This window comes from Cerasicoccus sp. TK19100 (genome assembly GCF_027257155.1).
GTDB classification, from domain to species: Bacteria; Verrucomicrobiota; Verrucomicrobiia; order Opitutales; family Cerasicoccaceae; genus Cerasicoccus; species Cerasicoccus fimbriatus.
Map to the genome: position 1 here is coordinate 402,271 of NZ_JAPWDU010000001.1, position 12,736 is coordinate 415,006.

Below are 12,736 nucleotides of genomic sequence, written 5' to 3' on the forward strand. Positions count from 1 at the left end.
TTTGAGCAATGGTGAGTTTGCTCAATCTCGTTGTCTATCTATGAATGGACGTCATAGATTAAATTCTTCCACCAAAACAACCCCTAAACCTTATAGAATTATGAAAAACTACTCACCCCTCGCGTTGAATCGCTACGCAGTTATCGCCACCGGCGCTTTGCTCCTTATTGCCAACGTCAGCTCCGCTGTTGACCTGACTTGGAATCTCCCCGGCGATGGTAACTGGAACACGACCGATTTGAATTGGGACAATGGCGGCTCCAGCGTTGCCTGGTCTGATGGCAACGCCGCCATTTTCGATGGTTTTGCCGCCTCGGCGGATGTGACTTTGCAAAACGACATTGTTGCCACGAACCTCACGCGCACCAGTGTGAATGGTGATCAGATTTTGCGCCTTTATGACTTCTCCATCGATGTGTCGCAGGTGACGATTGTTGGCACGGGTGACATCGACTTGTTCTCCACGCTAACCGGCGATCACGACTTTACGCTGACTTCCGATAACAACGGTGGTCGACTGAACATCAAGACCGCAGCGAGCTACACTGGCGACACCTTCTTGCAAAATAACGCCTATTTCCTGTCCGACGGCGTTAGCAACGCATTGCCCGTGACCACGACTTTGAACATGACGACGAACACCACGTTCCGCATGCTCAATGTCAATCAGGAGCTGGCTGGTTTGGAAGGCCGCGGCACGATTCGCAGCTCGAACGCCACGCTAACTATCAACACCAAGACTGGCGCGGTGAATAATTTCAATGCGACGATTCAGGACAACATGAACCTCGTCGTAACTGGTGATGGCTCACAGCGTCTTTTCAGCACGCTGAACTACACTGGAACCACGACGGTTTCAGGTGGCACGCTCATTCTCGGCAACAACCTAAACAACTCTTCCGCTGTCATCGTAAATGGCGGTGATTTGCAGAACGATGCTGGTGAAAGCATTACACTCGGTTCGGGTAACTTTTCGATGAGCTCTGGCTCGATCACTCCTGGAGGCGTAGGTGCAGCTGGCACGCTCAATGTCGCAACTAATCAAAACTTCACCGTTACCGGTGGCACGCTAAACTTTGATGTGGGCACGGATATGGACCAAATTCTGGGTTCCGGTTCGGGCATCTACAGCATTGAAGGTGCGACCATTGCACTCAGCCTTGGTGCTGGTTTTGACTACGAGAATAGCTACGAGCTGATCGGCGGTTTCGCCAGCGGCACGTTCGGTGATGTAACCGTGACGGGCTATGACACGGCAAACTACGTTGCCAACCTAGACAACTCCGGAGGCGCTTTAAACCTGAGTTTCGCAGCGATTCCAGAACCGTCGGAGATTGCATTGATCCTTGGTGGTCTTATGGGGGTGCTCGCTTTCATCAAGCGTCGTCGCTAAGTCGGATTCATTCTGACCAATAGTTATATAGGGGCCTTGTTACTGGGGTATTAATATAAAATATTGCTGAATATGAAATTGCTTAGCTTATTCAATGTTGCGGTGGCGGCGTCTGCTTTCGCAGTCATGACCTGTCAGGCTGAGAATTTGCTCTACAATGGTGACTTCGAAGAGAGCGAAAGCAATTGGTCATTATTCGCACCGGGGGATGCCTCCGTTAGTGGTTGTGGATGGTCGATCACCTTGGAAGATCCCCATGGCGGAACTTCGGCGGCTGTCTTGACTTCGCCCGAGGCCGTTCGCTACGGCATTGTGAACTACGTTAAAGACCAAGTGTTCATGCCGGGGCAGCGCTACCGGGTGACTGCCTGGGTTAAGGCCGGTGAAGACTTTCAGCCAAGCGTTAGCTCACCCGGCTTTCTGTTGCGCGTCACGATGTTTGCCACCGAAGTTGGTTGGGACAACGCGACCGACGGTATTCTCTATTTGGGGGCCAATGACAAGGTAATGCGTGGTAAGGACATCAGTGTATTTGATGGCCAGGTGATGCCGACCGAGTGGACGAAATTAGAGGCGGTGTTCGAAGCATCTCCCGATACGGCCAAGATGAATGTCTCGCTGTTCGTTTGGGAAGCCAGTGGAAGCTTTTATGTAGACGATGTGTCGCTTGAGTTGGTGGATGACTCAACACCTCTCACGGCGAGTATCGAATAATTTTTTGAGTATAGTATTGTCAGATGGGGGTTGGGGGATCCCCACTGATTTGAAAAGGGCCGGCAGCTAGGTTTAGCTTTGCCGGCCTTTTTTGCGCCGCTCTTTGAGCTGCGATTGTGGTAGTAAGGTTTGGCCGGGGCGCCAAGTGCCTTCCACGAGCATGCGAATCGGGGTTTCCGGAACGCCGCGCTCGCCGCGCTGCAACATACCCACGAGGAAGTCGACGGCGGTTTGCCCGATCAACTGGCCCTTCTGGTCGATGCCGGCGCGGACGTCTTTCTCACCACTTTGGCTGAGCCATGCACAGCCAATGTCTTGGGGAACGCTCAGTCCCAGCATCGCTAACATCTCGGTCGTGGGTTCATCCGTATCGCTAATGATGACATCGGGTTTGTGTTTGCCGATCCACTCGACCAGGGCGTCGCGGTCGCTTTGCTCATCGGGCACGATACAGGCTGGGATGTGCTCTCGCTCAGGGTGGCGTTGTTGGAAGCGCCAATAGCTGGAGGTGTAGGCGTTGTCTGTCTTACTATCCACATACTCATGCAGGAAGACGCCGATTCGCTGATAGCCGAGTTGAGCGAGCTCTTCCAGCGCGAGACTCATGCTGTGGTATTGGTGATTCGTCACCAAGTGGAACAGGTGCGGTGAGATGCTGTAGCCAAATGTGACGGTCGAAAATTGCTCGTAGTCGAGCTCCAGCGGATTGCCGGGGTTTTCAACGGGCGGCAGCAACAGGCCTACAATTCCACGGCTGACCAATATCTGTGAAAGCCGTTTGGGGCTTAGTTCGCTATCGCGCAGTTTGAATTCCTCCAAGGTATAGCCCAACTGCCGTGCGCGTTCAGAGGCACCGGTGAAGTAATCGTCGAACGTGGGCTGATCGCGCAGTTCATATTGGCCGCCCCAAGTGTCGATCCACGCAATCGTTGATTTGTAGTGAACCGGCAATTTGGTTTTGCGATAGGCGTTGAGCGCCGACAGGGCAGGGTCCGGTACGTAGCCCATTTTCTGCGCCAGCTCTTTGATTTTTTTGCGAACGGCTTGGGAGACGCGGGGATGATCGCGAAGTGCCAGACTGACGGTGCTATAGTGGACATCTGCGGCTTCCGCAATATCGCGGAGCGTTACCCGTGTATTCATGGTTTTATTGGAAGCCTTACCGAGAAGAGTGTCAACAGTTTGAGCATTGATTGGCTCGTTCCTGAATCCTGGCGCGGTAACAATGGCGTAAATGCCCCAGGAATCTGAATCGCAGACGACTTTACTTAACCCAATCGACTCGGCCAACACGCGTCGTATTCTCTGTGCATTAACGGATGATGAGCTCGCGCTTTTTTTTCCAAAAGGATTGCGCGTTGCGGGGGCAGAGATTCGTCGATTTGATCTTGAATCCAACACGGAAGATTTCCGCGGCAGCATTCTGGAATTCGAGCCGGAGGTGATTGTCAGCTGCTGGAATACACCGTTGCTCGAAGAAGATTGGCGGGCAGATTTTCCGTTTTTGCGCTACGTTTGCCATGCCAGTGGCTCGGTGCGTAGTCTGTTGCCGCGCTCATACATCGAGCATGGTCTGGTGGTTACGAATTGGGGGACACTGGTCGCGGCAAACGTGGCCGAGCATGCGCTGCTGTTAATTTTATCCGGTCTGCGTCGTTCATCGGAATGGCCCAGCGTGATCTCTGGTGAGCGTGAATGGCAACCTTCGCCGATTGTTACGCGCACACTGTTTGGTAAGCGCGTCGGTTTGCATGGTATGGGCAATGTCGCGCAGAACCTGATTCGTTTGCTGCAACCATTTGACGTGTGCGTTTTTGCCTATTCTGAAGGCGCGCCTGAGAAACTATATGGTGAGCATGGTGCCCAACGTTGCGACAGCTTGGAGGCGCTCTTTGCGCAAAGCGACATCCTGGTGGAGTGCGAGGCGCTCAACGAGCAAACGCAGGGCGTGGTGACCCGGGCAGTGCTTGAGCAATTGCCGGAGGGAGCCTTGTTTGTCAACGTCGGGCGTGGCGCGGTAGTTGATGAAAAAGCGTTAGCCTCGCTGGCTTCGGAAGGCCGTCTCGACGTGGCGTTGGATGTTTACCAGGAAGACCCGATTGAGCCTGATTCGCCGCTCCATCAGGTGGCGGATGCCGTGTTGTCTCCCCATATTGCCGGGCCGACTTCTGATCAATTCGCCCGCTGTGGTGAACAGGCATTACGCAACCTTACCGCCTATCTGAAAGGTGAGCCATTGGAAGCAGTGGTTACCCTTGAAATATACGACCGCGCGACATAAACCGTAGTTGCCCACCTTACTTTTGCCCGTGTCATTTGAACAAGTGACCATTGATGCTTTATGAAATTTGGTTTCCGAATTTTCTCGTGCTTTTGTTTCCTAAGCCTGACTGCTTGGGGCAGTAGCGAGGTAGGATACGTCACCCCTGAAGCGGTGGGGGAGTCATTGCGTGAGCATGCCGCGCAGTGGGAGTCGGCTGTGCAGTCACATGAGCCGCGACTATTTTATGATAATGAAAAATGGTTGTCCATCGCATCCGGCATTGAGTCCATGGCGGGGGCGCGCGCGGATTACCGTGAGCGCTTTTTTGCAGAAGCTGATCGATTGCTGAAGGAGCCCGTCCCGCAGTATTTGCCACCGGAAAAAGTGGCTGGCACCCGTGGCGATGCGCGCACACTTTACAGCGCCCGGGAAGAGCTCTGGCAGCGCGATGTGGGCAACCAAATTTATGGCTACGCCTTTGCCGTGCGCTTACGTCCGGACAACGAAAGTTATCGCGCGCGCCTACACGATCTCGTGATGGCTGCGACGCAATACCAGACTTGGGGGCGGCACGATCCGCCGATGGGGGCGAACGCCGACTTGGCGGCCGGGCACATTGGCCGAGGCATTGCATTGGCCTACGACTGGCACCGCGATTTGTTCTCCGACGACGAGCGGGCGAAGATACGGCAGACGATGGCCCGCCGCATGCCGAATCTGTTGCGCGCGCTTTACGGCGATGCCTATTGGGCGCGTGGTTACGAGGAGAACCATAACCACGTTAGCGTCACAGCGCTGGCTTACAGCGGTATCGCGTTTTATGACGAGATTCCCTCGGCCCCGATTTGGCTGGCGGCAGCGCGCTTGAATTTCATCAACGTCGGTCGTAGCATGGCGGCCGATGGCAGCTCGGTGGAGGGCGTCTCTTACTGGACTTACGGGATGGAATACATCTTGCAGTTCATCGAAGCGACGCGTCCAATCATCGATTCGGAGACGCTTTACGATTTGCCATTTTTGCAGAATGCGGCGAGCTACCGACTGATGGCGTCGACGTCCGGGCTGGGGGGTAACTTACTTTGGGGCGATGCTGTGGCGCGCGATTGGCATGGCCCGCATCACATTCTTTTTGGCCTGGCCTCGGTATACGATGATCCAGACGCGGCCTACCTCGCGGAGAATATCGCTTATCCGCTCAATGGCGGGCTCGACCAGTATGCACTGCAAATGCTTTGGGCCAGCTTGGCACCGACGCCGGAGCACGCACCGGAACAGCTGGACCATCGCCTGACGGTTAACGACATGATAACCACCCGCAGCGGATGGGCCGAAGATGATTACCTGCTCAGCATGAAGGCCGGCTATACGAACCGCAACCACAGCCACCTGGATGCTGGCGCGCTGACGCTGGCCTTCGGGGATGATTGGCTGCTGACCGCGCCGGGCTACGGCAAGGGCGGCGGCGAGAGTAATTTCTGGCAACGTCACGGCCCGCGCTGGGAGTATTTTTCCAACGCCACCGAGTCGCATGCTACGCTTTTGATAAATGGCAAGAACCAGCGTTTCGATAACGACGCCAAGGCGGTGGTGACATCATTTTTATCGGCCCCGGATTGGAGTTGGGCAACGGCGGACCTGGCGGGTGCGTATAATGACGTCAGTGACGTGCAGCGCGCGGTGCTGCACCACCGCAGCGAGTACATCCTTGTGTTCGATTACATCCGTGCGCCTTCACCGGTAGCTGTAGAGTGGCTGGCGCACTTCCGCTATGAGCCGACTGCATCAGATGGCGGGCTACTCATCAATGGCAAGAAAGGTGATTTGTTTGTCCGGTCGCTTGTCCCAGCGGAGAAGTTTTCACCGCGCGAACCAACGAAAGAAAAAGTCGACGTAAAGATGGAACGCCACCTCGGTTATGCCATTGCGCAAGAAGGCAGCGACTTGTCGTTTGCCACGCTGCTTCAACCCATTGCCAAGGGCAGTGCCGTTCAACCGCTCGAAACCAAAGTGATCGCTAGTGGGCCGGACTATTGTCAGCTCACGGTAAGCAATGGCGAGTGGACGGATATGGTTGCGTGGCAACCTGAGAAGCCGGAGCAGCCCATCATGTTGGGTGCTGCAAACCTGCAGGCCAAAGCGGTTGCCTTGCGCACCATCGATGGCGCTGTAAGTTCCCTTATCACCATGGGCGCGCAGCAGATTTCGTTTGCCGGGTTTGAATTCCAATCCAAGGAACCCCGCGACTTTGCCGCCCGGTTGGGCAGTGATGGCGTATGGGAAATTACGGCGATTGATGATCGTGATGAGCCGGTAGTTCTGACCGATGGAATGCGTGCCGGCCAATAGTGAAAGACTTGGGGATTCCCCGTTATGAAAGTTGAATACATTACCCTCGCGGTTTACCTCGGCGTCCTGTTACTGCTCGGGGGGCTGTTTGCCCGCTTTAATAAAAACCTGAGCGACTTCGTTCGCGGCGGCGCTCAGGGAACCTGGTGGATGGTCGGCACAAGCATGCTGATGAGCGGCATCAGCGCGTTTACCTTCACGGGTAATGCGGCTGCAGCCTACGAAGGCGGGCCGAGCCTGCTCATCATTTACGCGGCCAATTGCTTGGGCTTTGCCATTGGTGGATTGTTCTTGGGTAAATGGTTTCGGCAAACGCGGGCCTACACCACGGCGGATGTTGTGCGCACGCGGTTCGGCACCGCGGTGGAACAGTTTTCCGCAATCTCTGGTGTGTTCCTTGGGCCCTTCGGCGCGGCGATCCAGCTCTACGCGCTCTCATTGTTTGCGAGCACCGTACTGAAGATCGATTTGGTGACTATGCTGATTGTGATTGGCGTCATCGTGACGTTCTACTCGACGACCGGGGGTAAGTGGGCCGTCATGGCGACGGATTTTGTGCAGGCGCTGGTCATGTATTCGATAACGCTGCTGGTCTGCTTTTTGGCGCTGCGGGCTGTGGGCGGATTTAGTGGGTTCATTGACTTTTTCAGTGATCCGCGAGTCGCGGAGGATTACCGCTTTATCAATGACGCCGGTCAATTTCAGGGAGATCGCTTTACCTACCAATGGGCCGTGGTCGTGTTCTTCATGCAGATCTATTCGCAGATCAGCATGAGCGCGGCGGGGCGTTACATCGCAGCGCGCGACGGCCGCGAAGCCTCCCGCGCATCCTGGTGGGCATTTGCAACAATGGCCGTTGGCAGTGCGGTGTGGTTTATCCCGCCTATGGTCGCACGCTTCATGTTTGAGACAGAGCTGATGGGTAGTGGTCTGGATAAACCGTCGGAGAGCTCCTATGCTTTTATCGCGACGAAGCTCCTGCCTAACGGTATGCTGGGTATGCTGATTGCTGCGATGTTTGCGGCTACGATGAGTAGTATGGATTCCGGCCTCAATGCGCAGGTGGGCAACATCGCACGTAACATTGTGCCGCGTTTACGTGGTGCGTTGGGCTACAAAAATGAACTGGCGCCGAAGACCGAGATTCGCATCTGCCACCTGTCAACGATTGTGCTGGGTGCTATCATCATCACCTACGGTCTGCTGATTGCCAGCCAGACGAAGTTTGCACTCTTTGACGCCTATTTGATCCTCGGCTCAGTGATCGGTGTGCCGATGGGCTTTCCGATGTTGATGGGTCTATGGATCAAGAAGCTGCCGAAGTGGTCTTATTTCCCGATTTTTGGCGGCTGCATGCTGCCCTCGATATGGTCGTTTGGGTTGCAGCATTCAACGGGAGAAGAATGGACCATTCAAGAGCGCACGATGTGGATTTTAATCTTCGGATTGGCCGCGACGATTATTTGCCGGCTGTTCTACCGATCGACCTCGGAGCAAGCGCGTGCCGATGTAGATGAGTTCTTCGAGACAATGCACACGCCGATCGATTATGAGAAAGAAGTCGGCTCGACCAACATCGACTACGATCAGTATTTTGTGTTGGCCAAGGCGGTGTTTGGTGTGGGGGCAGCGGTGCTGTTGATTTTATTCGTGCCGAACGATTGGATGGACCGCGTGTGCATCTTGTTCGTTTCCGGATTCATCCTGGCCTCCGGCGGGCTGCTGTACTGGGGCGGCCTGCGGGCCCGTAAGCAGGTGCAGGCACTCATTGCTGAACGCGATGCTGGCCAGTAAGTGCGCTGTGCTAATTCGTCGGCTTCGGCGCGCGTTCGATAAAGTTACGCACGAGCAATTCCTCGGTCACCGGACGGTCTTCTGATGGCTCTTGATCAACGAGGACAATCGTTGAGCGCGAATTGGGAATCAGCACTTGCGGAGCACTGACGCGTAGGCTCCACTTTTCTTTGTCGAGCACGGCGGCCTGTAGCCACACTTGCAATTTGTTGGAGTAAGGGAACTGGTGAGACTCCGCGGTTTCGAGCTCGGCCACTTCATCGCCTACTTTGATCATCGCCAGGCGCGGCGAATAATTAAACACGCGCATGAAGCCCGTTGGGTGAATTTCCCAAGAGTCGTCGACGACTTTGATGTGCACTTCGTCGGTCTTCAGCGGGTTGACATGAAACAAGATTAAATACGGTCCGGTGTCATCCAACGTGAAGTCGGCGATGTCGAGCTTCTGTGGTGGATCACCGGGCTTTTCGCCGGGAACCTCACGGTAGATATCGACGCGCTGGCCGATGTCGGCCTTATACGGCGCGGAGAATCCTGTGCTGCCCGCCATGAGGCTTTTAGCTTCGCCGTCGTAATCGTAAAATACGTTAGACAGGGTTTTCCCCAGGGCCAGGGTGCGAAAGCTGGCCGAGCTGTTTGTGGTATCTTGCGCCTGAGCGCTGACGCCTGCCAGTGTGCAAAGCAGGCCGCAGAGGCATGATTTTAAACCAAGGTTGGGGCGCATTAGATTTCTTCTGGAGTGAGCCATCGAAACGAGATGATATTAAATTTACGACCGAACAACCGGTTTTGCTGATTCAAGTTGTTCAAGTTGTCTTCGGGTGAATTCGCGTCGGCGTCGATGTAATCAATTTGCCGTTGGACGACGGCTTCACACCAAGCGCGGCTTTCCGTCTCTTGGGTAAGTGGATTGATTGCCTCACCATAAGTACGGATGACGAACGTGTCCGAGCGCGCGGTTAAGGCAGAGCCAATGGCGGACAACACATCGGCCTGCGTGAGGAATTGTGGCGCGAAGGCAGACGTCGATCCATAAGGAACTTCGCCATCGGGGGTGCCTTCGTAGCCCTGCATTAGCTCCAAGTCGAATTTGTTGCCCCGGTAGTTGGGCAGATCTGCGGATGGGTGGTGGAACGGGTTGGTGCCGGAATTCCCGTAGGCAAGATCCTCACCTCTGTTTATTGCGGGCGTGCCGGACATGGTGGCGTCGATGGCAGCCTGCAGCGCGCCTTTGAAGCGTTCGTCGATAACCGTATCGGGATTGTCCGTCAGGCGACGATTGATGAAGTCAGCCAACGATACAAACGGGCCGCGGTTGCGGATTTCGGTGACGATATTTTTCGCTAGTTCGGCGATTTGCTCATCCGTTAATTGGCGATAGCCTTGCCAGGCCCAAGCCTGCGAGTTATCGACATCGGGTGCCTCTGTCGGGCGGCTGAAGCGGGGGAGGGCGGAGCCGAGTTCCACGGCGGATGATTCATCGGCAACCGGATCATATGGCAGTTGGTTGAGCCCGCCCAGAATGGCGCGCCATGCTTGCTCCGAAGTACTGTTGATATTAAAGCCGCCCTTGAGGCTGAGCCCGGAGGCGGCGAGTTCGGCATCGCGTAAATCCTCATCGTTCAAGCGACCATTTTCCGCGATACGCGGATTGGGCAACTCGGACGGAATGGGGCTTACATTGGTGTCAGTGGATATGCCGGTGCCTTCGTAGGGAATGGTCGAGACGAAGTAGCGATCCCACAGCGCTCGATTGAGCAGCCAGGATATGTCGTAGTAGGAGGTGATTTTATCACTCGGCGTGACTAGCCCGCTGGCACCATCGTAAACGACTCGCACTTCACCGCGGTTATCGAGGAAATGGTAGTCCGCCAGACTATTGCCAATGGGGTAGGCCGGATAAGTGTTGATGTAAGATAAGTTAGCGTGCTGCAACTGCCCCAGTGACATCAGCGGCATATTTTCGGAGCGAAATTCAAACAACGTAGCATCGACGATGTCCGTGACCGAATCCAAGCTAGTTCCGGCGGAAGCGCGTTTGCCGGACGTTTCGGCGTTAAAAGTCATCCATGGGCTTTCCATACCTCCGCCTGCGCTGAAGTTCGACGGGTTCACGCTGGAGTCACCCTCGGACTCTGTGATGTAGAGTGAGCGGGGGTTGCCCTGTGCGATCCAGCGCACGTCCGGAAAGATGGGGGACGAAGGAGGTGCCGCCGCAAAGTTTCTTTCCACATACATCACCGAGCTGGGCTGCACTAGGTAGTCATCGAGCGGTGCGGGGCTTTGCAGGAACTCATTGCGGTTGTTGTGGAGGTTGTTATTACTGTCTTGGGCAGGTGAGAGTCGGGTAATGGTCTGGTGCCACTGCTTATCGTTGTTGTCCGAGGTGTCGTAGCCACGTGGGGCTTGCTGCATGGCTTCACCGAAGTAAACCGCGACTTCCCCGCCGGACATGCCGAAGGAGTCCGTGACGGGGTCGACCATGCGCGAGCCGCTTACGCGGAATTGCGCGTCGACCTCGTCAGCTTCGAACCTCGCGGTGTTTGAACCGAAGTCCAGATAGACATGGCCCGCTGCGTATAGGCCGTTGGTGAGGATGTTGTTCGCCGGGCCATTGCGGTCGGCATCGTAGGCCACGCCGCTTTGGTCATTTTGCAGCGTAAAGATCAAGCTAGCACCCGGCGGTATTTCGGGGCAATCGATTTGGAAGCGCACGTAGGATTCGGTCGGGTATTGGCTCAGCGAGGCACCGGAGCCGAAGTTAACGGCTTCCTTATGCTCCCATTCCCCCGTGCCATCGTTGTAAACCTGAAGCTGATACCAGGCGCGATAGCGGCGGTTAATGCCTATTTCATAGGTGTGCGCGTTGATTGGCGTGGTGTAGGGATTCCACAACACTACCAGCGGCATCAGGGCGAGGCGAATGGGGGAGCCGGGGACCCGGGCGCTTGGTGCATAATAGCGCATGCCGAGAGAAAAATAGGTTAACACAGGCGCCACACCGACATCAGTGGTTGTGGGCACGCGCGGCTCCAGTCCGCCGGTGTTGGGCACCGTGGTTTGCACAAAAGAACGCAGAGCTCCCCAGGTGGGGACGGCAAAGGTGTCGTTGGCGTCGTCAGTATCCGGCGTAAAGATGTAATCGGTGTCGGCGGGCGTGGTGACCTCGGTGGTGAGTAATGCTGAGAGGTCTTTTTTTAATCCGCCAGCATAGCTGTCTACGAGGAGAGATTCCGAATGAATAGTGATCGCATGCGGATTGGCCCGCATGGCGTTGATCATGGCATCGGAATCATTGGTCGCCAGAAAGGAGAGCTCGTTGAGGGAGTTCAGCAGCGGCAACGCACTGGAGTTTGGGTTGAAATTATCGGCAATGAGCGTATCCGGGTCAAACCGGTCGGCACCAGCCTTGTCAATGAGTTCGATAGCCGAGCGCTGTGCGGCAACGAATGCCTTGTCGTAATTGTTGGCATCGGCCATATCGAGTGTCGCGTTGGCTTTGGCCCCTTCATCGCCAATCCACCATGCGTAGCGCCCGGTGGTAGTGGCAGCATCGCCGTCCTCAATATCAACCAGCGGGGCAGCAACGAAATCTTCAGTGGATGAGGCCGTGCCCGCACCCATGAGGAGCACCTGCGTGTCATTCGGATCGGGCTTGGCGTTGACCTGAGTCAGGTCGACTGCGCTCGTTGGTAAGAAGGAAAATGCATTGGGAGCATTGAGGATATGCCCGTCGGCGGCGACGTCGTTTTCCGGGGTGAAGTTGACGTTCTCATTGCCGCTGACCAGCCAGTTTAGGAGCACTGCCTGCGAGCCCTTGGCGTTGGCATAGCTGGTAATGGTTTCGGCAACCGTTGATGGCTTCTCGGCATAGTCGATGGGGGCAGCGTTGCCATAAACGCCGATCCAGTTGCCGTTGGCGGTGGTGGTGTTCGCCAGGGTCGCGTCGATGTTGGCGCTGGCGGTGGTGCGCTGGTCGGGGCCCGCATATTTCTGCAATTGGCCGATGGCGACGTTGAGCGCGAACAGGGCGTTTTGTCGGGCAATGGATGACTGCTTTTTCTGGGTGGAAAGCTCGGTCTCGACCCGGGTCAGTGTTGTTAAAGAAATTAACAACAGGACCATCATGGCCATGAGGAGGATCGCAATCACCAACGCGAAACCGCTGTGGCGAGCGGTGCGGGCAGCGGCCCGCTTTCGGAGTTGGTTTGGGTTTTGCATAGAGT

General features: G+C 55.6%; 8 protein-coding genes. 5 read left to right on the top strand and 3 right to left on the bottom strand.

Going from position 1 to position 12,736, the window contains the following annotated elements:
• Positions 1–100: 100 nt before the first annotated feature.
• Both O3S85_RS01615 and O3S85_RS01620 read left to right on the top strand, forming a co-directional pair.
• A complete protein-coding gene (locus O3S85_RS01615; protein WP_269537334.1) occupies positions 101–1,393 on the top strand; it encodes a PEP-CTERM sorting domain-containing protein in 1,293 nt (430 codons plus the stop codon).
• 72 nt (positions 1,394–1,465) lie between these two features.
• On the top strand, positions 1,466–2,107 hold the full coding sequence (locus O3S85_RS01620; RefSeq protein WP_269537335.1) for a carbohydrate binding domain-containing protein: 642 nt from the start codon (positions 1,466–1,468) through the stop codon (positions 2,105–2,107).
• Positions 2,108–2,179: 72 nt separating this feature from the next.
• Here the strand turns inward: O3S85_RS01620 and O3S85_RS01625 are convergent, their stop codons facing one another.
• Complete coding sequence (locus O3S85_RS01625) at positions 2,180–3,250, bottom strand: LacI family DNA-binding transcriptional regulator (RefSeq protein ID WP_269537336.1); 1,071 nt, start codon at positions 3,248–3,250, stop codon at positions 2,180–2,182.
• Positions 3,251–3,341: 91 nt separating this feature from the next.
• Between O3S85_RS01625 and O3S85_RS01630 the strand changes: the two genes are divergently transcribed.
• Genes O3S85_RS01630 through O3S85_RS01640 form a run of 3 tightly spaced genes read left to right on the top strand, consistent with a single transcriptional unit; the run spans position 3,342 to position 8,510 of the window.
• Positions 3,342–4,388, top strand: coding sequence for a hydroxyacid dehydrogenase (locus tag O3S85_RS01630; RefSeq protein ID WP_269537337.1), 1,047 nt, complete (start codon positions 3,342–3,344; stop codon positions 4,386–4,388).
• Positions 4,389–4,448: 60 nt separating this feature from the next.
• Positions 4,449–6,716, top strand: coding sequence for a heparinase II/III domain-containing protein (locus O3S85_RS01635; RefSeq protein ID WP_269537338.1), 2,268 nt, complete (start codon positions 4,449–4,451; stop codon positions 6,714–6,716).
• Positions 6,717–6,740: 24 nt separating this feature from the next.
• Positions 6,741–8,510: a sodium:solute symporter family protein gene (locus tag O3S85_RS01640; RefSeq protein WP_269537339.1), complete on the top strand. Its 1,770-nt coding sequence runs from the start codon at positions 6,741–6,743 to the stop codon at positions 8,508–8,510.
• Positions 8,511–8,520: 10 nt separating this feature from the next.
• Here O3S85_RS01640 and O3S85_RS01645 read toward each other — a convergent pair whose 3' ends face one another.
• Positions 8,521–9,234 carry a hypothetical protein gene (locus O3S85_RS01645; RefSeq protein WP_269537340.1) on the bottom strand — a complete coding sequence of 238 codons (714 nt, stop codon included), beginning with the start codon at positions 9,232–9,234 and terminating at the stop codon, positions 8,521–8,523.
• On the bottom strand, positions 9,234–12,731 hold the full coding sequence (locus O3S85_RS01650) for a hypothetical protein (protein WP_269537341.1): 3,498 nt from the start codon (positions 12,729–12,731) through the stop codon (positions 9,234–9,236). The genes O3S85_RS01645 and O3S85_RS01650 overlap by 1 nt, the downstream gene beginning before the upstream one ends.
• Positions 12,732–12,736: the final 5 nt, after the last annotated feature.

What these genes read in the sequence shown, in the direction of transcription:
- O3S85_RS01625 (WP_269537336.1), bottom strand. Translation starts at nt 3,250, where the DNA reads ATGAATACACGGGTAACGCTCCGCGATATTGCGGAAGCCGCAGATGTC.
- O3S85_RS01620 (WP_269537335.1), top strand. Translation starts at nt 1,466, where the DNA reads ATGAAATTGCTTAGCTTATTCAATGTTGCGGTGGCGGCGTCTGCTTTC.
- O3S85_RS01640 (WP_269537339.1), top strand. Translation starts at nt 6,741, where the DNA reads ATGAAAGTTGAATACATTACCCTCGCGGTTTACCTCGGCGTCCTGTTA.
- O3S85_RS01650 (WP_269537341.1), bottom strand. Translation starts at nt 12,731, where the DNA reads ATGCAAAACCCAAACCAACTCCGAAAGCGGGCCGCTGCCCGCACCGCT.
- O3S85_RS01615 (WP_269537334.1), top strand. Translation starts at nt 101, where the DNA reads ATGAAAAACTACTCACCCCTCGCGTTGAATCGCTACGCAGTTATCGCC.
- O3S85_RS01645 (WP_269537340.1), bottom strand. Translation starts at nt 9,234, where the DNA reads ATGCGCCCCAACCTTGGTTTAAAATCATGCCTCTGCGGCCTGCTTTGC.
- O3S85_RS01635 (WP_269537338.1), top strand. Translation starts at nt 4,449, where the DNA reads ATGAAATTTGGTTTCCGAATTTTCTCGTGCTTTTGTTTCCTAAGCCTG.
- O3S85_RS01630 (WP_269537337.1), top strand. Translation starts at nt 3,342, where the DNA reads ATGCCCCAGGAATCTGAATCGCAGACGACTTTACTTAACCCAATCGAC.